General features: G+C 71.9%; 17 protein-coding genes and 2 tRNA genes. 4 read left to right on the plus strand and 15 right to left on the minus strand.

Going from position 1 to position 22585, the window contains the following annotated elements; all coding sequences use genetic code 11:
- Nucleotides 1-116 precede the first annotated feature (116 nt).
- Nucleotides 117-1967, plus strand: a complete 1851-nt coding sequence (locus tag OG247_RS16050; protein ID WP_327252898.1) for a putative bifunctional diguanylate cyclase/phosphodiesterase — start codon at nt 117-119, stop codon at nt 1965-1967.
- Nucleotide 1968: 1 nt separating this feature from the next.
- Here OG247_RS16050 and OG247_RS16055 read toward each other — a convergent pair whose 3' ends face one another.
- The 3 genes from OG247_RS16055 to OG247_RS16065 form a co-directional block, all read right to left on the minus strand.
- Complete coding sequence (locus OG247_RS16055; RefSeq protein ID WP_327252899.1) at nt 1969-2229, minus strand: DUF397 domain-containing protein; 261 nt, start codon at nt 2227-2229, stop codon at nt 1969-1971.
- Nucleotides 2189-3037 (minus strand): helix-turn-helix domain-containing protein, encoded by an 849-nt coding sequence (locus OG247_RS16060; protein WP_327252900.1) that lies wholly within the window; start codon nt 3035-3037, stop codon nt 2189-2191. Before OG247_RS16060 ends, OG247_RS16055 begins: the two co-directional genes overlap by 41 nt.
- Before the next feature lie 166 nt (nt 3038-3203).
- Entirely contained in the window at nt 3204-4910 is a 1707-nt protein-coding gene (locus OG247_RS16065; protein ID WP_327252901.1) for a glycosyl hydrolase family 18 protein, read from the minus strand.
- Between the two features lie 328 nt (nt 4911-5238).
- Here OG247_RS16065 and OG247_RS16070 point away from each other — a divergent pair, with 328 nt between their 5' ends.
- Entirely contained in the window at nt 5239-6354 is a 1116-nt protein-coding gene (locus OG247_RS16070; protein ID WP_327252902.1) for an NADAR family protein, read from the plus strand.
- A gap of 24 nt (nt 6355-6378) precedes the next feature.
- Here the strand turns inward: OG247_RS16070 and OG247_RS16075 are convergent, their stop codons facing one another.
- Nucleotides 6379-7575 (minus strand): LLM class flavin-dependent oxidoreductase, encoded by a 1197-nt coding sequence (locus tag OG247_RS16075; RefSeq protein WP_327252903.1) that lies wholly within the window; start codon nt 7573-7575, stop codon nt 6379-6381.
- Between the two features lie 240 nt (nt 7576-7815).
- Between OG247_RS16075 and OG247_RS16080 the strand changes: the two genes are divergently transcribed.
- A complete protein-coding gene (locus OG247_RS16080; RefSeq protein WP_243337173.1) occupies nt 7816-8574 on the plus strand; it encodes an IclR family transcriptional regulator in 759 nt (252 codons plus the stop codon).
- A 107-nt stretch (nt 8575-8681) separates the two neighbouring features.
- On the opposite strand, the gene OG247_RS16085 is transcribed toward OG247_RS16080, so the two are convergent.
- The 5 genes from OG247_RS16085 to OG247_RS16105 form a co-directional block, all read right to left on the minus strand.
- Nucleotides 8682-8755, minus strand: a tRNA-Lys gene (locus tag OG247_RS16085).
- Nucleotides 8756-8830: 75 nt separating this feature from the next.
- Nucleotides 8831-10504, minus strand: coding sequence for an AMP-binding protein (locus OG247_RS16090; protein WP_327252904.1), 1674 nt, complete (start codon nt 10502-10504; stop codon nt 8831-8833).
- A 68-nt stretch (nt 10505-10572) separates the two neighbouring features.
- Nucleotides 10573-11199 carry a lytic polysaccharide monooxygenase auxiliary activity family 9 protein gene (locus OG247_RS16095; RefSeq protein WP_327252905.1) on the minus strand — a complete coding sequence of 209 codons (627 nt, stop codon included), beginning with the start codon at nt 11197-11199 and terminating at the stop codon, nt 10573-10575.
- A gap of 234 nt (nt 11200-11433) precedes the next feature.
- Entirely contained in the window at nt 11434-14253 is a 2820-nt protein-coding gene (locus OG247_RS16100) for an SPFH domain-containing protein (RefSeq protein WP_327252906.1), read from the minus strand.
- 11 nt (nt 14254-14264) lie between these two features.
- On the minus strand, nt 14265-15626 hold the full coding sequence (locus OG247_RS16105) for a peptidoglycan-binding protein (protein ID WP_327257489.1): 1362 nt from the start codon (nt 15624-15626) through the stop codon (nt 14265-14267).
- Nucleotides 15627-15886: 260 nt separating this feature from the next.
- On the opposite strand from OG247_RS16105, the gene OG247_RS16110 reads away from it, so the two are divergent.
- Nucleotides 15887-15960: transfer RNA gene (locus OG247_RS16110), tRNA-Lys, on the plus strand.
- 67 nt (nt 15961-16027) lie between these two features.
- On the opposite strand, the gene OG247_RS16115 is transcribed toward OG247_RS16110, so the two are convergent.
- From OG247_RS16115 to OG247_RS16140, 6 genes are all read right to left on the minus strand, one after another.
- Nucleotides 16028-17257: an IS30 family transposase gene (locus OG247_RS16115; protein ID WP_442813242.1), complete on the minus strand. Its 1230-nt coding sequence runs from the start codon at nt 17255-17257 to the stop codon at nt 16028-16030.
- A 100-nt stretch (nt 17258-17357) separates the two neighbouring features.
- Complete coding sequence (locus OG247_RS16120; RefSeq protein WP_327252907.1) at nt 17358-18020, minus strand: class F sortase; 663 nt, start codon at nt 18018-18020, stop codon at nt 17358-17360.
- Between the two features lie 12 nt (nt 18021-18032).
- Nucleotides 18033-18695 carry a hypothetical protein gene (locus OG247_RS16125; protein ID WP_327252908.1) on the minus strand — a complete coding sequence of 221 codons (663 nt, stop codon included), beginning with the start codon at nt 18693-18695 and terminating at the stop codon, nt 18033-18035.
- Between the two features lie 92 nt (nt 18696-18787).
- Complete coding sequence (locus OG247_RS16130; protein ID WP_327252909.1) at nt 18788-19567, minus strand: HAD-IIA family hydrolase; 780 nt, start codon at nt 19565-19567, stop codon at nt 18788-18790.
- 223 nt (nt 19568-19790) lie between these two features.
- Entirely contained in the window at nt 19791-21326 is a 1536-nt protein-coding gene (locus OG247_RS16135) for an alkaline phosphatase family protein (RefSeq protein ID WP_327252910.1), read from the minus strand.
- Between the two features lie 179 nt (nt 21327-21505).
- Nucleotides 21506-22585 carry a 2-aminoethylphosphonate ABC transporter substrate-binding protein gene (locus tag OG247_RS16140; RefSeq protein WP_327252911.1) on the minus strand — a complete coding sequence of 360 codons (1080 nt, stop codon included), beginning with the start codon at nt 22583-22585 and terminating at the stop codon, nt 21506-21508.

Consider the following 22585-nt stretch of genomic DNA (forward strand, 5'->3'; position numbering starts at 1 on the left):
GGAGCCTCTATGATCGGCACACTTTCCTGCACGGACACTCACACGCACTGCGGGAGCCAACGGTGAGCGGAACCCCAGATGGAACCGGTTCGGCGGCCGACAGCATCCGACCGGCCATGACGCAGCGTCACACGGCAACGCCGGCGACGACGGCAACCCCGGACCGCGCCGACCGCCAGACCGATTACCCGGCCGACTACCGGGCCGACTACCGGGCCGCCTTCAACGCGGCCCACCTCCCCATGGCCGTCGTCGACCGCACCGGCCACATCGCCGGAGCCAACGAGGCCCTCGCCGCGCTCCTCGGCTCCGAGCCGCGCCTCCTCGCCGGGCAGTCCGCCGCCGAGCTGGTGGACCTGGCCTCCGAGGCCCGGACCTGGCACGCCTACCAGGAGGTGCTGCGCGGCCGGCAGGCCCGGCTCCGCTGCACCCGCCGCCTCAAGCACCCCGACGGGCACTCCCTGTGGACCGAGATCACCCTCGGCCCCGTACCCGGCACCGGTGACGTACTGCTCTCCGTCGCCGACATCAGCGACCGGCGCGATCTCCAGGCCCGGCTGCGCCACCTCCAGATGCACGACCCGGTGACCCGGCTGCCCAACCGGGCGCTGTTCTTCGAGCGGCTCTCCGCCGCCCTGGAGGCGTCCTCGTACGGGCAGAGCGGCACGGGCCGCATCGGGCTCTGCTACTTGGACCTCGACGGGTTCAAGGCCGTCAACGACACCCTCGGCCACCGGGTCGGCGACCGGCTGCTGACCGCCGTCGGCCAGCGGCTCACCGAGTGCGCCGACCAGTCCGGCTACGGGCGCACCGGCGGGCACCTGGTGGCCCGGCTGGGCGGTGACGAGTTCGCCCTGCTGGTCGAGGAGTCCACCGGCACCGAGCAGCTCGCCGACCTGGCGCGGAGCGTCCTGGCCGCCGTACAGGAGCCCTTCGACCTGGCCGGGCAGCGGCTGTCGGTCTCCGCGTCCATCGGAGTCGTCGAGCGGGCGGCCGCCGGGACCTCGGCGACCGGCCTGATGCAGGCCGCGGACACGACCCTCTACTGGGCCAAGGCGGACGGCAAGGCCCGCTGGACCCTCTTCGACCCGGAGCGCAACGCGCACCGCATGACCCGCCAGGCCCTGTCCTCGACGCTGCGGCCCGCCGTGGAGCGCGGCGAGTTCAACGTGGAGTACCAGCCTCTGGTGGACCTGGAGAGCGGGGCGGTGCGCGGGGTGGAGGCCCTGGTGCGCTGGAACCACCCGCAGTTCGGCACGTTGACGCCGAATCGGTTCATCGGAATCGCCGAAGAGGACGGATCCATCGTCCAGTTGGGCCGCTGGGTCCTCCGGACCGCCTGCCGCCAGGCCCGGCGCTGGCAGATCGAGCAGCCCAGCGACTCCCCCGTCTTCGTCTCCGTCAACGTGGCCGTCCGCCAGGTCTGGGACTCCGACCTCGTCGGCGACGTCGCCGAGATCCTCGCGGAGACCGGCCTCGCCCCCCAGCTCCTCCAGCTCGAACTGACGGAGTCGGCCGTCATGGGCTCGGCCGGCCGCCCGCTCCAGGCCCTCCAGGCACTGAGCGACATGGGGGTGCGGATCGCCATCGACGACTTCGGCACCGGCTACTCGAACCTGGCCTACCTCAGCCGCCTGCCCGTCTCCGTCCTCAAACTGGACGGCTCCTTCGTCCGCGGCTTCCGCTACGAGGAGGGCTCCCACCCGAACCCGGCCGACGAGACCATCGTCGAAGCCCTGGTGCAGCTCGCACACCGGCTGGGCCTGACGGTGACCGCCGAATGCGTGGAAACCGCCGGCCAGGCGGCCCGCCTGCGACGCGTCGGCTGCGACACCGGCCAGGGCTGGCTGTACTCCCGGGCGGTGGCCCCGGAGGCGATCGCAGCCATCATCAGCCGCCAGGCGGCTGCCGCCGCCGCCGCGGAACCGGGGCAGCCGGAGGGGCCCGCCCCGCATCCCGAGGTCTGAGTCAGAGACTCCGGACGAAGGCTCCGAAGGCCTCGGGGGCAACCGTGAAAGCGGGGCCGTCGGGGCGCTTGGAGTCCCGGACGGCTACGCGGCAGGGCTGGGCGGCGATCTCGACGCATTCGCCGTCGCTGGCTCCGCTGTACGAGGCCTTGCGCCAGGCGGCGGTGCCGAGCGGGGCGCACTCGACGCAGTCGCCGCCCGTGGTTCCGCTGTACGACGACTTACGCCACAGCGCGCCCGCCAGGTTCTGGTTGCTTCCCATAGCGTTCCTCCATCACCCGTGCGATCAGCGCCGCCGAGCGTTCCGGTGAGAGCGCCTCGGCTTGCAGCCGAGCGTATCCGACCGAACGCTCCCTGATCACTGGCGGATTGGCAGTCATGTAACCCTGCGCGTAGCCCTCCTCGTAGATCAGGTCCGGGTCGCTCTCGAAGCGAAGGAGGTTGAAGGACCCCTGCATCCCGGTGTGCGCTCCGGCCGAGAAAGGCAGCACCTGGACCTGCACCCAGGGCCGGTCGGCAAAGCCCAACAGGTGGGTGAGTTGCTTCCGCATGACCTCGCGGCCGCCGACCTCTTGATGCAGCACGGCCTCGCCGAGGACCACCCACAGCGCAGGTGGCTGCTCGCGCTCCAGGATGCGCTGCCTCTCCATGCGGGCCGCCACCAGCTCGTCGATCTGGTCGGGGCGGTCCACACCGATCAGGGCGCGGGCGTACGACTCCGTCTGGAGGAGCCCGTAGACCAACTGGCACTGGAAGGTGGAGATGTACTCGGCCCGGGCCTCCATATCCGCGTACGCCTGAAACCAGTGGGGCAGCTGGCTCCGTAGAACCAACCCCACCAGGCGGGAGAAGTGCCCGTCGGTACCCAGCGCAGCGTCGAGCCGTTCCGAGAAATCGCGGGTCGGCACCCGCTTCGTGTTCTCGATCATGCCGATCAGCGAGCCCGAGCAGTAGATGATGTCGCCCAACTGGCCTTGCTTCAGCCCGGCCGCTTCTCGCAGGCGGCACAGCTCGTACGCGTAGTAGTCCAGCGGCGAGGCGCTGGGATCGAGAGCGCGGATGTTGACCATGGGATGGTCACCCCCATGAGGACGCGTGCGGATCCAACTCGTCGCCGAGCGTAGCGACCACCGCACGCTCCGGTACGGGGAATCCCGCAACCATGTCACACGGCAGCCCCCGCACCCTGGGAGGGGAGTGCGGGGGCTGCCGGTCGCTCGGCGCGGGGTGGGGGGATCAGCAGGCGCCGAGGTCCTTCCAGACACCCCATTCACCGGTGGTGCCGGGCACCTCGTTCTGCGTCCACCACTGGGCCTTGTACTTGCGGCCGTTGTACGACACCTCGGTGCCACCGGTGTAGATGTTGCCCGGGACGTAGGCCGCGGCGGTGCAGCCCGTGCTGGGCGGCGTCGTCGGAGGCGTGGTCGGCGGGGTCGTCGGCGGCGTCGTGGGCGGGGTGGTGGGAGGCGTGGTCGGCGGGGTGGTCGGCGGCTGGGTGGTGCCGCCGAGGGAGTCCGAGATCTGGTTCAGCAGGGTCGCGTTGGCGTCCAGGCCGAGCAGGGAGTACATCATCGCGCCGGCCAGGCCGCGCTGCTTGCCGTAGTCGACACGGGCCTGGATGGACTTCTGGTTGAGGCCGGTGAAGAACTCGCCGTCCTTGTAGAAGTACGAGGCCTTGGCCTGGTCGTCCCAGAAGGTGGTCGCCGGGTTGTCGACGATGCCGCCGAGCTCCTTGTAGAGCGCGATGCCGGCCTGCTGGCTGGTCGGACGGGCGGCGGAGGCCAGGGTGGCGGGCTGGGCGAGACCGTTGGTGGTGCCGGGCTGCACGCCCTTCCAGCCGCGGTAGTAGAACTCGTAGCCCAGGACCAGCTTGTTGGCGGGGAAGCCGCCGGTGATGCCGTAGGCCGCGTTGCCGTCGATCCAGGAGTCGATGGCGTTCTTGATGCTGTACTTCTCGGTGCCCGGGGCGATCGCGTCGGTCGGGTCGGACGACGAGGGCAGCAGCGGGGACTGGTGGTACGTCGGACCGTCCGAGTCCCAGGCGCCGTGCATGTCGTACGTCATGATGTTCGCGTAGTCGAGGTACGCGCCGATCTTGTCCGTCTCGATGTACTTGATCTTGTCCTGGCCGGCCGGGAGGGCCGAGGTCAGCAGGTACTTCTTGCCGCCGTTGGCCGCGCCGTGGGCGTCGAGCTGCTGGCGGAACTCCTTGAGCAGGAGCGTGAAGTTCTGCTTGTCCTCGGGGGCGTAGTGGTTGCCGAGGTGGCCGCCCGACGAGCCCGGGTACTCCCAGTCGATGTCGATGCCGTCGAAGATGCCGGCCGCGCTGCCGGCGCCGCCGTAGCCGCCCTCGACGGGCAGGTTGCCCTTGATGTACTGGTCGATGCAGGAGGAGACGAGCTTCTTGCGGGAAGCGTCGGTCTTGGCCGCGTCGCTGAAGTACTTCGAGTAGGTCCAGCCACCGAGCGAGATGTTGATCTTCAGGTTCGGGTACTTCGCCTTGAGCTGCTTGAACTGGTTGAACACGCCGACGATCGGCTGGTCCCACTTGTCGGCGACGCCGCTGACGCTGTCGGCCGCGCTGAAGGACTTCTGGTAGTCGGCGTACGAGTCGCCCGCACCGTCACCGGCGTTGGGGTTGTTGTCGTCGCCCGCCGCCTTGTTCGCCTCGAAACAGGTGAGGTTGGTGGGGTGGATGTTGCCGAACGAGTAGTTGATGACGTCCAGCTTGCTCGCTATGCCGCGGGTGTCGAGGTGCTTGGGATAGAAGGCGTTCCCGTACACGGACCACTGGTCGTAGTAAGCGATCTTGACGTTGCCGGCCGAAGCGGTGGTCCCGGCCTCGGCGGCCGAGGCGGTGGTGAGTCCCGCGAAGGCGGCCAGCGTGCCGCCGGCCAGCGCGGCCGTGGCGGCGGCCGCGATGAGGGATTTACGGATGTGCATGAACTGCCTCCGGGGAAGTGGGAGGGGAAGGCAAGACTTCAGGTGGGGATAGTGATAGCGATCACTACAGGCCCGAGTCAATGGTTTGGACCAAAGAAGGACTAGACCACTCGCGGCCCAGAACCCCACGTCAGCGACGTGGGACCCGACCAAAAATCGCTCGCCACCCATGGTGACGAGCGATTTAAGGCTGCCTTCATTCACCCTCTGGCAAGGTTTCAGCAACAAACCAGCCAAACTCCGGATGTCACCTCGTGGGAGCGCGTCCGGGCCGGTGCGCATCCGTAAACCCTTCCGGGCGGGGCCGCTTCAGCGGCAGAATCACGGGATGATCGGCAGGCGAACCACCCATCGCGTCGTGGACGGCGTCCACATACCGGGCACTTGGCGGCCGGTCTTCATCCGCAACGGCCGCTACTTCCTGGCCGACCTCCTCATCTACGCCGACGGACTCGTCGACTGCTGGGGCCTGCTCACCCTCGAGGAGTTCGAGGAGAAGGTCCGGAGCGGCTGGGTGGCCACCACCCTCCCTGACGGTGGCCAAGCGTCCGTACACGGTCTGGCGCGCTGGAAGTTCGGCGAGCCCCGGAACCAGCTCACTCCTGACCTGCTGGTCGCCGAAGTCCGCGACACCATCGACCGGCTGAACGAGCGGCCTGACTCGGCGGGCCGCTGCATGGCCGCCGTAGAGGCCTTCCTCGCCGACCGGACGGAGGAGAACCGGTCCGCGGCCCGTACCGCGTTCCTGGCCGTCCCGGTCTCGCGACGCCGTGCGCTGGGCGACATGGACAGCAAGGACTGGCCCCTGCGCGTCCTGGTGGCGGGGCCCGGTGGCCGGACATACGTGCCGGCCGACCCGCCGGTCACGCAGGAGGCGTACGACAGAGCCGTCGAGTACTTCGAGCAGCGGGCCGACCGGCTGGCCGAGTGGCGGGCGCGAGCCACGGCAGACGGGCCCGAAGTTTCGTACGCTCCGGTCGTCCACCTCCGCCCCTGGATTGCGGACGATCCGGTGGCCGACCCCGGCCGGGGCGGACTGCGCAACGAATACCCCGCCCCGATCACCGTGGACAAGGTCGACTACCCCTCCGTCGCCCATGCCTACTGGGCGCTGTCGGCCGCTCAGCCGGATGTCCGCGCCACGATCGCGGCCGCGGCCACCCATGCCGCAGCACGAGACCTCGCGGTCGCGACCCCGCGCCGCGAGGGTTGGGAGCACTCGCGGACCGCCGTCATGACCGGCCTGCTGCGCGCCAAGTACGACCAGCACCCCGAGCTGGCCGAGATCCTGCTGGCGACTGGCGATGCCACGCTGGTCTACGTCGACATCAACTCGGGTTTCTGGGGTGACAATGCCGGCCGGGGCCGCAACTGGACCGGCCGCCTCCTCGAACTCGTCCGCTCCGAACTGCACATGCGGCGGGCCGGGATCCCCGGTCTGTGACAGGGGATCCCGGGGCCAGCCGGGTCAGCCGCCCAGGACCGGCATGCCGTACGCGTCCGCGACGAGGGCGTACGAGCGGAGGCGGGCCTCCCCGGAGTGGGCGTTGGCGGTCAGCATCAACTCGTCCGCGCCCGTCAGCTTCGCGAGGTCGTCCAGGCCCGCGGTGACCTCGTCGGGGGTGCCGTGGACCACGCTCGCGAGGCGGTCGTCCACGAACTCCCGTTCCATCGGCGTGTACGGGTACGCGGCCGCTTCCTCGGGCGTCGGGACCAGCCCGGGGCGCCCGCTGCGCAGCCGGAGCATCGACAGCGCGCCGGTCAGCACTTGCGCGCGGGCCTCCGCGGCGGTGTCGGCGGCGAGGGCCGCGACGCCGATGACGGCGTACGGGGCGTCCAGGACGGCCGAGGGGCGGAAGGACTGCCGGTAGAGGTCGAGGGCGGGCAGGGTCCCGGCCGGGGAGAAGTGGTGTGCGTAGGCGAAGGGCAGTCCGAGTCCGCCGGCGAGGCGGGCGCTGAAGCCGGAGGAGCCGAGGAGCCACACCGGGGGCCGCCCGGCGGGGCCCTGTACGGGGCCCGGCACGGCGTGCACGCGGGCGTACGTGTGCCCGTCGGGGAAGTCGTCGTCGAGGAAGCGGATCAGCTCCGCGAGCTGCCGGGGGAACTCGTCCACGGCCTCGTCGCGGCGCCCGGGCCCGCGCAGGGCGGCGGCGGTGTGCCCGTCGGTGCCGGGCGCCCGGCCGAGGCCGAGGTCGATCCGGCCCGGGGCCAGGGCCTCCAGGGTGCCGAACTGCTCGGCGATGGCGAGCGGGGCGTGGTTGGGCAGCATGACCCCGCCGGAGCCGAGCCGGATCCGGGAGGTGTGGGCCGCGAGGTGGGCCAGGATCACGGCCGGGGAGGAGCTGGCGACCCCGGGCATGGAGTGGTGTTCGGCGACCCAGTGGCGGTGGTAGCCGCGGGATTCGGCGAGCCGGGCGATGTCGACGCTGGTGCGCAGCGAGGCGTGGGCGGTGCTGCCGGCGCCGACGGTGACGAGGTCGAGCACCGAGAGCGGCACGGGCGCCCGGCCGAGGGCCGTCCCGCGGATCTCCCCCTCGCCAGGTCCGTCGCCCGGTGCGTTGCCCGGTGCGTTGCCCGGTCCGCCGGCCCGTATCTCGCCCGATCCGTCGCCCGGGCGGTCGGCTCCCCGTCGTCCAGCGTCCCCCGCGCCTCCGGTGTCACTCATCGTCTCTCCCGCTCCGCTCGCCCGTCCGTCCTCGTCCCTACGAAGAACCCGAACCGTGCGGCCGGTCCGGGCATTCCCGGCACTCTCGGACACCACCCATGACCTTGACATATGCCAGGGGAGTAGATCCAGGCAGAGCGGCGTGATTGAGCCATCAATCTCATCAACAGGCGCTCCACACGGGCCTCTTGATGGCTATCGTGTGAGAGCAAGCGGTAACAACCTGCTAGGGGGAAAACCGTGGCGCTGAAGCCCGAGCCGACCGCGCCGTTCCACTCGGTGCAGTACGCCCTGCGCGTACTCGAAACGGTCGCCCGCCATACCGGCGGCGTGACCGATGTGCAGATCGCGCGTGAGACCGGCCTGCCCGCGGTCCATCTCGCCCCCATGCTCCTCATGCTGCGCCGGGAGGGGTACGTGCTGCAGGTGTCCGACGGCGCCTACGCCATCGGGGACTCCCTCGTCCTCCTGGGCTCCGGTGTCGACCGCCAGCAGGCGTTGCAGGACAAGCTCCAGGACACGCTGGACCGGCTGCGGGACTCCGTCGGCGCCGCGGTCTACATCAGCCGGTACGTGGACGGCGAGGTCCGGATCACGCAGTTCGCGGACAGCCCGCGCACCCCCAAGGTCCACGAGTGGGTCGACTTCCGCTCGGCGGCCCACGCCAGCGCGGTCGGCAAGTGCCTGCTGACCCAGCTCGACCTGGACGGCCGGCGCGACCACCTGTCCCGGCACAAGATCGCCCGGCTGACGTCGAAGACCATCGTGAACGAGCGGATCCTCTTCTCGAAGCTGGACAGCCAGCCGGCCACGGTGCCCACGCTCGACCTGCAGGAATACGCCGTCGGCACGGTCTGCGCGGCCGTCCCGATCACGGCGGGAGCCTCGGTGGGCTGCCTCGCGCTGTCCCTGCCCGTGGAGCACGCCCACCGGCTGCGGGCCGCGGCCGACGTGCTGAACCGCAAGGCCGCGCCGCTGCTGCTCTCGCTCACCCTCTGAGTCAGGTCCGGGCCCCGCACGGCAGGGGCCCGACCGGGCCGGCCCGGCCCGGCCCGGAAAACACTTCGGGCGGTTCCCGGTGAACCGGAAACCGCCCGAAGGACAGGTGCGCCGCCAGGGACTCGAACCCCGGACCCGCTGATTAAGAGTCAGCTGCTCTAACCAACTGAGCTAGCGGCGCCTGCTGACAGAGAAAATACTACCTGCTCCTCCGGAGTGCTCAAAACCGCTTCCGGAGCCGCCCTCGGCGACCCGGTCAGCGGCTCAGCAGATCGGCCCGCCCCTGCGCCTCGTAGGCGGCCAGCAGCCCGGTCAGGTCCTCCGCTTCCAGCCGCCGGTACGCGTCCTCGCCCGGCGGCCGCCACCAGACCGGGTCGGTGGTGTGGAAGGCCTCGCGGCGCAGGGAGACCCGGTGGACCTTGTTGGTCGCGGTGGTCGGCATGGCTCCGACGATGCGCACGTAGCGCGGGGCCATCTTGGTGCCGAGGTCGGGCTGGGCGGCGAGGAAGGCCGCGAACCCCTGCGGGGAGAAGGCGGCCCCCTCGCGCAGGGCCACGGCGGCCATGACCTGGTCGCCCGCCACCTCGTCCGGTACGGCGTACACCGCCACGGCGGCCGCCCGGGTCCAGCGGGCGAGGATGTTCTCGATCACCGCCGCGGCCAGGTTCTCGCTGTCGACGCGCAGCTGGTCGTCGGTGCGGCCGGCGAAGTAGAGGAAGCCGTCGGGGTCGCGGAAGAAGAGGTCCCCGGTCCAGTACCAGCCGTCGCGGGTGCGGGCGGCCTCCGCGTCGGGGTTGCGCCAGTAGCCCTCGAAGAGGCTGCGGCCCTTGTTGACCAGCTCGCCGATGGCCTCGGAGCCGTTGAGGAGGCGGCCTTGTGGGTCGAGTTCGGCCGGCGGGCACTCGCGGCCCGTCTCCGGGTCGATGACGGCCAGGTCGTCGCCCGCGCCGGCCCGGCCCAGGGCGCCCGGCGGTGTGTCGGGGGTGCGCTGGACGGAGGCGCCGCCCTCGGTGGCCCCGTAGCCCTCGACGAGGCGGACCCCGAAACGCTCGGCGAAGCGCGCCGCGTCGACCGCGCCCGCCTCGGTGCCGAAGCCGAGGCGCAGGGTGTGTTCGCGGTCGTCGGGGCGGGGCGGGGTGGCGAGGAGGTACTGCACGGCGCGGCCTACGTAGGTGAAGTACGTCGCCTCGTAGGCCCGTACGTCGTCCAGGAACGCGGAGGCCGAGAAGCGGCGGCGCAGGGCCACGGCGGCCCCGCCCGCGAGGGCGGGCAGCCAGTCGGCGATCACCGCGTTGCCGTGGAAGAGGGGCATGCAGATGTAGTGGACGTCGTCCGGGGTGACCGAAAAGTGACGTGCGAGCGAGGCGCCGGCGCCGGCCAGGCGGCCCTGGGTGCAGATGGCCGCTTTGGGGGCGCCGGTGGAGCCGGAGGTGAAGTAGAGGAGCAGCCGGGAGGACGGGGTCGGGCCGGGGCCGAGCGTCGCGTCGCCGGGCTTCGCCGTGGCGTACGGGTCGAGCAGGGCCTCGTACTCGTCGGTGTCCGTGACGAGCAGGCGTACGCCGGGCAGGTCGAGGCCGCGCAGGAGCGGCAGGTGGGTCCGCTCGGTCACCAGGATCCGGCAGTCGGTGTGCAGGATGTCGCGGGCCAGCTCGGGACCGCGCCGGGTGGGGTTGATCCCGGCGACGGCGGCCCCGGCGAGGGCCGCCGCGCCGAGCCAGAACGGGAACTCGGGGGTGTTGTCGAGCAGCACCCCGATGTGCGGCTCCGCCCCCGGCGGCAGCAGGTCGACGAGGAGCGCGGCGCGCGCCGCGGCCTCCCGGGCGGTCCGGTGGTGGCTGAGGACGCCGTCGGCGTACTTCAGACCGGGCCGGTGGTCGCCCCATTGGCTCGCGATGAGCTCCGCGACGGTTTCGGGTGTCGTCGTCCGCATGCCGCCGGAGGATAGCTGACGTTCCGTCAGAAATGAACGCCGGGCGGGGAGCCCGTGGTCACCGACGGTCAGAACCGGACGTCGGAGCAGGAGTAGAAGGCCATCGGGGTGTCGTTGACGGTCCACACGGCGAGGATCATGTGCCGGCCGGTCTTGCCGCTCGGCATGGCGCCCTGGTGGACGGTGGTCATGGCGGGGCGGGCGCCGTTGTAGGCGACCGTGAGGAAGGGCTGCGGGTCGAGGGCGGCGCGGGTGAGGGGCTTGGTGGAGTCCCAGCCGTTCTTGGTGACGTAGTACCGGAAGTCGGTGGTGGAGTGGTTCGCGGTGAACTGCCAGCGGAAGCCGTAGCTCTGCCCGCTGGTCACCGGGGTGGCCGGCCAGGCGCCGCCGCGCGGGTCGTCGAGCTGCGCGAACTCCGTGTGGTTGCCCGCACATATGCGGCCGTCGGCGGGACCCGCGGCCGGGAACCCCTTGAGGCCCTCGACGCTTTGGGGCTCCCACTGGATGGGGCCGCAGTCGGAGACGGTCTTGTTGGCACAGAGCTTCTGGCGGCTGATCGGGGTGTCGGTGTACCCGTGACTGCTGGCCGTGGGGGCCGTGACGAGCGCGAGGGCGGCGACGACACCGAGGCCGACGGTGGTGGCGGTGGCCGTGGCGGCGGCCCGCTTGGTTCTGGGCATGCGGAAGGAACGCATGAGGCTGATGCTCCTTGAACGTGGGGGGATGTCCGGAGAGAGCGTGCGCACGCGTGGGGATGGGCCGTACCGGTTTCGGCGGCACGGCCCGTTCACGAGCTCTGGGTTTAGGTCTAGACCAAGTTCCACAGTATTGACGGGAGTTGGCCATGTCCAGACCAATGGAAGAACGGGTGGTCCGGACCACCCGGATTCCACCCGCTCTCTCCCGCGTCCGGCGTCGGCCGGCGAGGGCTACTCGGCGCGGCCCGTGTAGAAGGCGACGGTCAGGTCCTTCACGAGGGCCTTGCGCTCGTAGTCGTCGAGCTCCACGATCCCGCGCGAGGTGAGGCGGTGGACGGTGTCGTCCACCGCGTCGACCACCGAGGTCAGGACGGTGTCCCGGTGCTTGGCGTCGATCGCCGCGACCCGGCGCCGGCGCATGGCGTCCGCGACCTCGGGGGCGTACTCGATCCGGGTCGGCTGCGCCGAGAACACCTCCACGCCGACCGCCTCGGTCTCCGCCGCCAGCATCCGGGTCAGCGCGTCGCCGACGGCCTCGGCGTCGCGCAGGGTCGGGGCGGCCTCGTGGAAGGCGTCGGCCGGGAGCTGGGACAGGACCCGGGCCATGGCCGACTCGACCTGCTCGGCGAGGTAGTCGACGTGGTCCTCCACGGCCAGGGTCGCCCGGGCCGTGTCCTTGACCTGCCAGACCACCTGGACGACGACCTGGAGGGCGAGCCCGCCGGAATCCACGGCGGGCATCGGGTCGCTGCGCCAGTGCCGCAGCCGGACGTCGACCCGGCGGCGCAGCAGCAGGGGGCTGATCCAGGTGAGGCCGGTACGGCGGACGGTGCCGCGGTAGCGGCCGAAGAGGGTGAGCACCCAGGCGTGGCCGGCCCGGCCGCGGCCCAGCCCGCCGAGCGCGAGGAGCGCGACGACCCCGAGGAAGGCGAGCGGCGGCCAGAAGCGTGCCTGCAGTCCCCGGTAGGGGCGCGGCTCCACGCCGAACGCCAGCGCGAGCGAATCGGGGACGGCCCCGGCCCGCCAGAGCACGACCGCGCAGCCGGCGAGCGCGACCCCGCCGACGGCCACCGCGATCCAGCCGGGCAGCACCGGGCCGTGGTGCTCGTGCAGCCGGTCGTCGCCGCGGGGGACGCGGCGTCCGGGGGCGGACCGGGGCGTGACGGCGGTCTGGGCCTTCGGCTGCGGGGGCTTCTGCATCTGCATCTGCATCTGCTGGGGGCCCGGCTGCTGGGGGTCCGGCTGCTGCGGGTCCGGCTGCTGCGGCTGGACGGCGCCGCGGAACGGAAGGTGCACCGGCACCTCGGTCACCGCGACCCCGCGCACCGCGGTGACCAGGGGCAGGTCCTGCGTATCGTCCTCGGCGATCCGCGCCACGGCCCGCGCGACGACCTCGACCACCTCGGCCGCCCCGGGCCCGGGGACGACTCCGCCGCCGATCGCGGCCTCGGTGGCCTCGGCGGCCCCGTCCGTGACGGCCTCGCCGTCCGTGTCACCGGCTCCGCCCGGAGCGGGCACGGACCGCGCCGGCTCCGGCCCGCCCGCCCGGTCGGCCGGAGCCGCGTCTCCCGGCTCGGGCAGGTCCTCCGGGGCGGGGCCCGGGACCGCGTGCTGCGCGCCGCGGCCGTGTTCGGCGGCCGAGCCGCCCTGTCCCGGCAGGTCCCAGGCAGCGGGTGGACCCGCGTGTCGCGGAGCGTGCTCCGCGGCGGCGAGGGGCGCGCCCGGTGCGGGCACGGCGGTCGGGGGCCAGGTCTCGGCCCCGTCCTGCGGGTGGGGCCGGGCGGTTTCGGTGTCGGGGTTCCGCAGCCGGATCGTGGCCGCACCGGCGTGGGTCGCCTCGTCCTGGGGGTGCGGGATGTCCAGCCCCGGCTCGGCCTGGGCCCGCGCCGCCGGTACGTCGCTGCGCGCACCCTCCCCCGCCCGTCCGGCGGGCCCGTGCGGGGCGACGGCCGTGGCCTGCGCCGCCGCACCCACGGCGACCAGCCCCTGCGAGTCCGGCTCGACCCCGGCCGCAGCCGGCCGGGAGGCGGCTTCGCCGCGCGCCGACCCGGACGGCTCGCCCGCCAGTGCCCAACCGGTGGACGCGGCCCACTCGGTCACCGCCGCCGCGGGCACGGGGGGCGCGGCCGTCACCGCATCGGAGGCCCTGGCCACGGAGACCTCGGCCCGCCCCGAAGGAACCGGCACGAGCGCGGCCACGTCGGGCGCACCCCCGGCCCGCTCGGCGCCGACCCTTGCGGGAACCCACCCCGCCGCGGCCGGCACCGACGCGGCCCGGTCAGGCGAAGCCGACAAGCGCGAGCCCGACTCGGTCCCGGCCCCGGCCGCTGCCCGCCCGGCTGCGTCCTGCGCGGGCGCGGCCACGTCGGGCGCACCCGACAGGGGCACGCCCCGCTCAACGCCGGGCTCGGCCGCTGCCCACCATGCGGCTGCCGGCACGGGTGCGGCCAGGTCGTGCGCGATCGCGTCCGGCACGGCTGCGGCCGACAGGTACGAGCCCGGCTCGGTCCCGGGCCCGGCCGCTGCCGGCACGGGTGCGGCCAGGTCGGGCGCGACCGACAGCGGTGCGCCCGGCTCGGCGCCGGCCTCGGCCGCTGCCCACCGTGCGGCAGCCGGCGCGGCCGCGGCCAGGTCAGGCTCACCCGACAGGGGTGCGTTCCGCTCGGCGCCGGGCTCGGCCGGTGCCCACCGTGCGGCGGCGGGCACGGCTGCGGTCGGCACGGTCGGGCCCGGCTCGGTACCGGACCCGGCCGCTGCCCACCTGGCCTCGGTCGGTGCGGCCTCGGCCGGAACGGCCCACCGGGGCGCGGCAACTGCCGGTGCGGCTTCGCCCGGCGTGGTTCCGCCCGGCGTGACCGCGCCCGGTCCGGCGGCGCCCGGCGTGGCCGCGCCCAGTGCGGCCGTGCCCGGTGCGGCCTCGGGCTGGGGTGCCGCGGGGCGTTCCGCTTCGGTCGGAGTCGGGGTGGACGGGGGCGGGGGCGTCGCTCGGGGGGTGGGGTGCGGGGGGATCTCGAAGGTGCCTGTGGTCGATGTGGTGCGCGTGGGGTACATCGTTGCCTCCGTCATGCGAACAGCCGGCGCCAGGTTTCCGGGCCCGGGTAGCCGTTGGCCTCGGCGCCGCGCCAGCCCTGGGCTCGCTGGAACGCCTCGACGTTGCGGCGGTCGGCCTCGCCCCAGCGGGGGCCCGGTCCGGCCGTGTAGTACTTGCCGAAGCCCTTCTTCACCAGCTGGCGGCCAAGGGCGGTGATGGACGGGTGGGAAGTCCCGGGCCGGAAGAAGGACGCCCCGGGGTAGGCGGGTTTGCCCGCCGGGCCCGGTGCGCCGCCCGTGAGCGGCGGGATGTCCTTGCCCTGGTGCTTGGCGAGCAGCCGCCAGGTGGTGGCTCCCGGGAGGCCGTCGGCGTCCGCGCCCGTCCAGCCCTGGGCGCGCTGGAAGGCCTCGGTCGCCTGCCGGTCGGCGTCGGACCACTTCGTAGCGGCGCCCTTCGGGTAGAAGCGCAGCCCGCCGCGGTCGATCAGCATCCGGCCGAGCTGGGCGACGTACGCGTTGTCCGCGCCCGGCCCGAATTTCGACGCCCCGGGGAAGGCTGCCGGGACGGCCGGCGTGCCACCCGGCGCGGGCGGCTCGCCCGTGACCGGTGGCACGGGAACGTCGGGAACGACCCCGCCCGCCAGCCCGTTGAACCGGTACGGGATGTACTTCACCGAGTTGTTCCAGTAGCCGTACGGCGTGGCCAGCTTCCGCGTCGTGGGCCGCGTCTGCTCGTAGGCGACGTAGTGCGTGCGCGTCTCGTCCACCCAGCCGCCGAAGATCACCACGTGCGAGCCCTTGTTGGGGTCGGCCGGGTTGTGGAAGAGCAGCATGTCTCCGGGGAGCAGCTCCTCCTTCGTGATCCGCGTCGCGAACTTGTCGAGGCTGCCGGTCCATTCGTTCGTGCCGAGGTTCCAGACCATCGAGACGAAGCCGGAGCAGTCCTGCCGGTACCCGTCCGACCAGTACTCCTCCATGCTGTACGGGACCTTCGCGTCCAGCCACAGCTTCGCCCGGTTGATGATCGTCGCCCGGTCGGTCCGCTTCACCGCGGAGGGCGCTCCCGGCTGCCCGGCCGGCTTCGCGGGCGTGCCCTTCTTGCCCTTCGGCCCGTGCAGCGGCGCCCGGCCGCCCTGCGGGGAGCCGGGGTCGTCCAGCGCCACCCGGCCGCCGGGACCCGGCGCGGCCGTGGCCACGGACGCTCCCCCGCCGCCGAGGACCACTCCCGCGGCGGTGGCCAGGACCAGCGCCCGGCGGGCTCCGCGCGCGGCCGGGTGTCCGCCGTCGCGCAGCGGTATGGCCCGGGCGCGCGCGAGCGTGCGACGGCGCCGGGCACAGCCTTGGCACGGGCAGTCGCCGGCGGGTTCGTACTCCTCGAAGGAGGGCAGCGGCATCGGCGGCATCGCCTCGGCCACCGGCACCGCCATGGGCGTCGCTTCGTACACATGCGTCGGAGGCTGCGTCGTCATGCCGTTCCGTCCACTCCCCTGCTCGTCACTGGTCGGCCGGGACCGCATCTGGCGGGGCATCAGATCCGGCGCGGCCCAGACATATCGTGCACGATAAAACCCCTAAACATGGGTTAATCGGACAGAACGGGCGCGGCTTGTCACGAGCACCCGCAGCCGTGGGGTAGAGTTTTACCTGTCACCAAGCGCCGCTAGCTCAGTTGGTTAGAGCAGCTGACTCTTAATCAGCGGGTCCGGGGTTCGAGTCCCTGGCGGCGCACAGACGCAAAGAAGCCCCTCGCAGTGAGGGTGAATTCGAGGGGTCGTTGCAACACGTGGTCGGTTGATCAGGCCGCGAGCAGTTTAGACAGGCGCTCGGCTGGGGTTTCCCAGCCGAGCGTTTTGCGTGGGCGCCCGTTGAGTTCGGCGGCGACGGTGGCCAGGTCCTGGGGCGTGTGCCGGGACAGGTCGGTGCCCTTGGGGAAGTACTGCCGCAGCAGGCCGTTCGTGTTCTCGTTGGAGCCGCGCTGCCAGGGACTGGCCGGGTTGCAGAAGTAGACCGGGATGTTCGTGGCGACGGTGAATGCCTGGTGGGCGGCCATCTCCACGCCCTGGTCCCAGGTCAGGGATCGCCGCAGGTGGGGCGGGAGAGTCTTCACCGTCTCCACGAGCGCGTCCCGGGTGCTGGCCGCCGTGTGGTCGAAGGGCAGGTGGGCGAGCATCACGTAGCGGGTGGTGCGTTCGACGAGGGTGCCGATCGCGGACTTGCCGTCCTTTCCGATGATGAGATCGCCTTCCCAGTGGCCGGGGACGGCCCTGTCGGCGGCCTCGGCAGGCCGGTCGCTGATCATCACCATGTTCGGTATGGCGCGCGGCTTGCGCTTGTAGGACTGGCGGTGTGGCCGGCGGCGGGACCGGCCCGTCCGCAGGGCGCGGGTGAGTTCGCGGCGGAGCTCTCCGCGGCCCTGGACGTAGAGAGCCTGGTAGATCGTCTCGTGGGCCACGTGCATCTCCGGCCGGGCGGGGAACCGTGCCTGCAGAGCCTGGCAGATCTGTTCCGGACTCCATCGGAGTGTGAGGTGGGCCTGGATGAACTGGCGTAGTTCGGCGCTCCGGCGGATCTTGCCGGGCTTGGGGCGGGGGCGCCGTTGCTCGGCGCGGCGGTGGGCTGCGTGGGGCCGGTAGGCCCAGCAGGACGAGTCGCCGCGTGAGGGAATGCCGTTGCGGCGGATCTCCCTGCTGATGGTGGAGGGGCTGCGGCCCAGCTCGGCGGCGATGGTGCGGATCGACGCCTTCTCGCGCAGTCGGTCGGCTATGTGGATGCGGTCCTCTTCGCGGAGGTACCTGGATACGCCAGAAGCCGAAGCCTCCACGGTGATCGGAGGCTTCGGCTTCCCAGACGGCGGCGAGTGCCAACCGTTGCGCCATCTCTTGCCGGTCCGCAGGTTGATACCGACGATCCGGCAGGCTTCTCTGTTGCTGTAGCCCTGCTGCATGAGCCGGGAGTATGCCTCCCGCTCACGCGTCAGACGGCCACCGCCCCCTGGTCCCCGGTTCTCCCGGATCTTGAAATCCATCGCATCCCCTGAGCTGGGGTGTTGCGACGACCACTAGAACTCAAGGAGAACTGCGAGGGGCTTCTTCGTGCCTCCGGGGCGGTCGCTTCAGGCGGTCGCTTCAGACCGCCGTTCCCGGGCGGACTCCGACGCCCGTCAGGTACGCCGACACCACCACGTTCGCCGAGTACTCCTTGGCCGCCTTGTCGTAGGTGCCGCCGCAGGTCACCAGCCGCAGTTCGGCCCGGCCCCGGACTTTGGGACCGTAGACCTTGGCCGGGTCGAAGTCCGCGCGCTCGTGGACCCGTACGTCCTCGATCGTGAACTCCGCCACCGAGCCGTCGGCCCGCAGCACCCGCACCTTGTCACCCGTCTTCGCCGAGCTCAGGCCGTAGAACACGGCCGGCTTCGACCGCGTGTCCACGTGGCCGACCAGCAGCGCCGTCCCGGCCGCGCCGGGCTGGGCGCCGCCGCGCCACCAGCCGACCGTGCCCGGGTTCTCGTACGGGGGCGGTTCGATCGCCCCCTTCGCGTCGAGGTCCCGGACCATCACCGGGGCCTGCACGCCGAGGGACGGTACGTCGACCCGCGAGGGCGCGGCCGGCCCCAGCGGGGTGTGCGCGGCGGGCATGCCCGGGGCGGCCGGTCCGCCGGCCCGGCCGGGCAGGGGTATCGCCACCCCGGTGATCTCGCGGCCCCACAGCCACAGGCCGAGGACCAGCACCGACCAGGCGGCGAAGGTCAGCAGCCGGGAGCCGCCGGAGCTCCTCGGCTCCCCACTCACCCGATCACCCGGTCACTCGCCGCTGCGGCGGCGGCGCAGGGTCAGCGCCCGGCCGGCGACCGCGAGGGTGGCGGCGGCGGCGAGGACGGCGCCGATCACCGTGTGCGGCAGGCCCGGGCCGTCGCCGTCGTGGCTCTTCTTCGTCGCCGCGGCGAGCTGCGCGGAATCGGCGGCCTTGGCGGCTTCCGCCGAACCTGCCGCCTTCGACTTCGCGGCGATCTCCTCGGACATGCCGCCGCCGCCCGCGTGGACCGGCCAGATGGGTGTGCGGTGGGGGTCGGGGCGGTGCTCGCGGCGGCGCTCGATCTCGATCGTGCCCCATTCGCGTTCGCCGCCGCGGCCGCCGCACTTGATCTTGATGTCGTGGCGGCCGGGCTCGGCCCAGGAGCGGATCATCGCGTCGCCCCACAGGGTGCGGCGGTCGTCGCGGCCGGTGGAGAGCCGGACCTCGGAGACGAAGACGACGGACGAGGCGACGGCCCAGTCCTCGTCACAGCCGCGGACGCGCAGTTTGACCTGCGCCCCCGGTTCCGCCGGATTGGGGTCTGCCGAGACGCTGCCGCGGTCACGGTTCCAGTCCTCCTCCGCGAAGGCGAAGGGGGCGGTCACGGCGGACAGGGCCGTCAGGGCGACGGCCACCCCGGTGACACGGAGAGCGAACACATCACTGCGCATGGTGAACCTCCTCAACAAGGAGATTCACGCGCGGCGCGCCGCTCCGCATCCGGAGCGGCGCCCTCTTGGCCCGTACGTGTCAGCCGTACGCGCTAAACCAGATCGACCAGATCGGCGATGGAGTCGAACGTGTGGGTCGGGCGGTACGGGAACTTCTCGGTGTCCTCGACCGACGTCAGACCGGTCAGCACGAGGAAGGTCTGCATGCCCGCCTCCAGCCCGGCGAGGATGTCGGTGTCCATCCGGTCGCCGATCATCGCGCTGCTGTGGGAGTGCGCGCCGATGGCGTTCAGTCCGGTGCGCATCATCAGCGGGTTGGGCTTGCCGGCGAAGTACGGCTTCTTGCCGGTCGCCTTGGTGATCAGCGCGGCGACCGCGCCCGTGGCGGGCAGCGGGCCCTCGGCGGAGGGGCCGGTCTCGTCCGGGTTGGTGCAGATGAAGCGGGCGCCCGCGTTGATCAGGCGGACCGCCTTGGTCATGGCCTCGAAGCTGTACGTCCGGGTCTCGCCCAGGACCACGTAGTCCGGCTCGTGGTCGGTCAGGATGTAGCCGATGTCGTGCAGGGCGGTGGTCAGGCCGGCCTCGCCGATGACGTACGCGGTGCCGCCCGGACGCTGGTCGTCGAGGAACTTCGCGGTGGCCAGGGCCGAGGTCCAGATGTTCTCCACCGGGACTTCCAGCCCCATCCGGCTCAGGCGGGCCTGGAGGTCGCGCGGGGTGTAGATGGAGTTGTTGGTCAGCACGAGGAAGGGCTTGCCGGACTCGCGCAGCCGGTTGATGAAGGCGTCGGCGCCGGGGATCGGGATGCCCTCGTGGACGAGGACCCCGTCCATGTCGGTGAGCCAGGATTCGATCGGCTTGCGCTCTGCCACTGGACTGTTCTCCGCTCTCGGTGGCGTCTGACGTCTGTGACGTCTGTGACCTCTGGTCTCTACCACCTTATCCGGGCCGGACCGCGGACGCGTGGGGCGTCCACGGCCCGGACCGTACGGCGGAACGGGCGGCCGCGAAGGCCCGTCGACGGGGCCCGCGACGGCCCTGCGATGGGCCCGCGATGGGCCCCGCCGAAGGTCCCGTACCCGCCGAAAGGTTCCGTCAGCCGAGCTTGACGTTGTCCACGGTCCAGTACCAGTTGTTGCTGCCGGCGTAGCGGAAGCGGACCTGGACGTCGGTGGCGCCGGCCGGGACCTGGAGCGCGATCGACTCGGAGCGGGCGACCGCGTCGGCGGTGTAGCTCTTGACGACCGACGCCGTGCCGCCGTTGTAGGAGACCAGGACCTGGGCGGTCTGGCCGGCCTCGTGGTGGTAGTGGGTCTGGAAGGTCAGGTTCTTCGTGGTGCCGCCCGTGACCGCCCACTTGGGGGTGACGAGCGTGGAGTCGTAGGAGCCGGTGTGGCTCTTGTCGTCCCACTCGTCGGAGTCGGCGACGGCGAACACGTCACGGGAGCGGACGTTCAGCTCGCGCCACTGGTCGCGCTGCGCCTGGCTCCAGAACTCGTCGGTCGCGAAGGCCCATCCGGCCCACTCGGTGACACCGCCCGTGCCCATCTTGGAGTTGTCGACGGACCAGCCGGCCGGCGGGGTGTGCGTGAAGCCCTTGGTGCCGGCCGGGATGCCCGTCTCGTCCACGCGCGCCTGGAGGTTGGGGCGCAGGGTGTCGAAGGCGTCGCCGTCGTCCGGTGCGCCCAGCGGGATGCCGTCGATCGCGGAGCCGGGGGTGACCCCGACCTGGGCGAGCGCGGTCGCCGCGACGTCGACGAGCTTCACGTCGTCGCGTACCGAACCGGCCGGAATGCCGGCGCCCTTGGCGAGGACGAAGGTGCCGCGCTCCTGGATGGTGGAGCCGCCGTGGCCGCCGGAGTTGGTGTGGCCGTGGTCGGTGGAGACCAGGACCTTCCAGTTCTCCTGGGCGTAGGTCGGGCGGTTCTGGACGGCGGTGAGGAGCTGCCCGACCAGGACGTCGACGCGGGCGATGGTGTCCAGGTACTGCTGGCTGGCGGCGCCGTAGGAGTGGCCGGCCGCGTCGATCTCGCCGAGGTAGACGAAGGCGGCGTCCGGGTTCTGGCCCTGCAGCTCGGCGGCGGCGGCCGCGGCGATCTTCGGGTCCTCGTTGCGGTAGCCGTCGCGGTCGCCCTTGAGGGAGAGGCGCTTGTCGACCTTGGCCGAGAAGATCGGGCCGTTCTGGTCGGTGGAGGTGATGGGCTCCCAGTCGGCGGCCGCGTACGTGTTGAGCGCCGGGTTGGCGTTCTCGATGCGGGTCAGGAAGTCCGGGTAGGCCGTGTAGTTCTTGCCGGTGAAGGAGTTGTCCTTCACGCCGTGCTTGTCGGGCCAGACGCCGGTGGCGATGGTGGACCAGCCGGGGCCCGAGGAGGTGGCGGCCATCGGGTTCGCGTACAGGGTGCTGCGGGCGGTCAGGCCCTGGGCCATCAGGCCTTTCAGGTGCGGGGCGTTGGCGGCCTTGACGCGGTCCAGGACCGCGCCGTCGATGCCGATGACGAGCACCTTGTTCGCGGCGGCCGCCGCTTCGTCGGCGGGCGCGGCGGTCGCGGCGTGGGCGCCGAGGCCGGTGGCGAGCAGGACCGTGGCGGTGGCGGCCACGGCGAGGGTCCGTCCGGACAGGACAGTGGACACGTACTCCTCCGGGAGTAATCGTGGGGAAGGCGCAGGGGACGTACGGGGCGTGCGGTCGTACGGCGGTCGTGCGTCAGCGCGAGCGAGCGTACGGCGGGTCCGGACCGAAGGCGAGACTCGGTCCAGACCCGTTATCCATGCGTCACTATCCCGGTCGTGGGTGACCGGGAGGCGACCGGTCAGCTTCCGGTGGCCGACTTCCACGCGTCGACGTAGCCGGTGAGGTTCTTGTCGATGTCGGCCCAGTCCGGCTCGAAGATCTCGACCCCGGTCATGAGCTTGGTGAGCTCGACGGCGTTGGCGTCGGTGGGCTTGACGTCCGTACGGGCCGGGAAGCCGCCGCCGACACCGCTGACCAGCTTCTGGGCGTCCTCGCTGAGGAGGTAGTCGAGGAGCTTCTTGCCGTTCTCGGTGTGCGGGGCCTTGGCGACGAGGCCGGCCGCGTACGGGAGGGAGAAGGTGGTGGGCTTGCCGCCGTCCTTGGCGGGGAACCAGATGCCGAGGTTCGGCATGGACTTGGACTGCGCGAAGTTCATCTGGACGTCGCCGTTGGCGACGAGCAGCTCGCCCTTGTCCGTCTTCGGCGCCAGCTTGCTGGTGGAGGAGGACGGGCCGACGTTGTTGGCCTGGAGCTTCTTCAGGTACTCGTTGGCCTGCTCCTTGCCGCCGAAGTCGTGCATCGCCTTGATGAGCACGGCGGTGCCGTCGCCCGCGACGCCGGGGGTGGAGTACTGGAGCTTGCCCTTGTACTTGGGGTCCAGGAGCTCTTCCCAGGTCTTGGGGGCCGCCGCCAGCTCCTTCTTGTTGTAGATGAAGCCGAAGTAGTTGTTGACGACCGAGGTCCACTTGCCGTCGGAGGACTTGTTCGCCCCGTTGACCTTGTCCGCGCCCTGCGGCGTGTAGGCCTGGAGGAGGCCCTTGCCGTCGGCCTGCTGGATGAACGGGGGCAGCGTGATCAGTACGTCGGCCTGTGTGTTGGTCTTCTCGCGGACGGCGCGCTGCACCATCTCCCCCGAGCCGCCCTCCACGTACTTGACCTCGATGCCGGTCTTCTTCGTGAAGTCGGCGAAGACCTGGTCGTACCAGCCGTCGCCCTTGTCGCTCTTGAGGCCGTCGGCGCTGTAGACGGTGACGACCTTCTCGCCGCCGCCCTTGGAGTCGGTGGCGGAGGAGGAGCCGCCGCAGGCGGTGAGGCCGGCGGCGAGGGCGAGGCTGCCGGTGACGGCGGCGGTGATGCGGAGGTGTCTGTTGCTGGGCAT

Source organism: Streptomyces sp. NBC_01244, assembly GCF_035987325.1.
In the GTDB taxonomy this organism is placed as follows: domain Bacteria; phylum Actinomycetota; class Actinomycetes; order Streptomycetales; family Streptomycetaceae; genus Streptomyces.

Coding starts and splice junctions, on each gene's coding strand:
- OG247_RS16050 (WP_327252898.1), top strand. CDS start 117: ATGACGCAGCGTCACACGGCAACGCCGGCGACGACGGCAACCCCGGAC.
- OG247_RS16055 (WP_327252899.1), bottom strand. CDS start 2,229: ATGGGAAGCAACCAGAACCTGGCGGGCGCGCTGTGGCGTAAGTCGTCG.
- OG247_RS16060 (WP_327252900.1), bottom strand. CDS start 3,037: ATGGTCAACATCCGCGCTCTCGATCCCAGCGCCTCGCCGCTGGACTAC.
- OG247_RS16065 (WP_327252901.1), bottom strand. CDS start 4,910: ATGCACATCCGTAAATCCCTCATCGCGGCCGCCGCCACGGCCGCGCTG.
- OG247_RS16070 (WP_327252902.1), top strand. CDS start 5,239: ATGATCGGCAGGCGAACCACCCATCGCGTCGTGGACGGCGTCCACATA.
- OG247_RS16075 (WP_327252903.1), bottom strand. CDS start 7,575: ATGAGTGACACCGGAGGCGCGGGGGACGCTGGACGACGGGGAGCCGAC.
- OG247_RS16090 (WP_327252904.1), bottom strand. CDS start 10,504: ATGCGGACGACGACACCCGAAACCGTCGCGGAGCTCATCGCGAGCCAA.
- OG247_RS16095 (WP_327252905.1), bottom strand. CDS start 11,199: ATGCGTTCCTTCCGCATGCCCAGAACCAAGCGGGCCGCCGCCACGGCC.
- OG247_RS16100 (WP_327252906.1), bottom strand. CDS start 14,253: ATGTACCCCACGCGCACCACATCGACCACAGGCACCTTCGAGATCCCC.
- OG247_RS16105 (WP_327257489.1), bottom strand. CDS start 15,626: ATGCCGCTGCCCTCCTTCGAGGAGTACGAACCCGCCGGCGACTGCCCG.
- OG247_RS16115 (WP_442813242.1), bottom strand. CDS start 17,257: ATGGATTTCAAGATCCGGGAGAACCGGGGACCAGGGGGCGGTGGCCGT.
- OG247_RS16125 (WP_327252908.1), bottom strand. CDS start 18,695: ATGCGCAGTGATGTGTTCGCTCTCCGTGTCACCGGGGTGGCCGTCGCC.
- OG247_RS16140 (WP_327252911.1), bottom strand. CDS start 22,585: ATGCCCAGCAACAGACACCTCCGCATCACCGCCGCCGTCACCGGCAGC.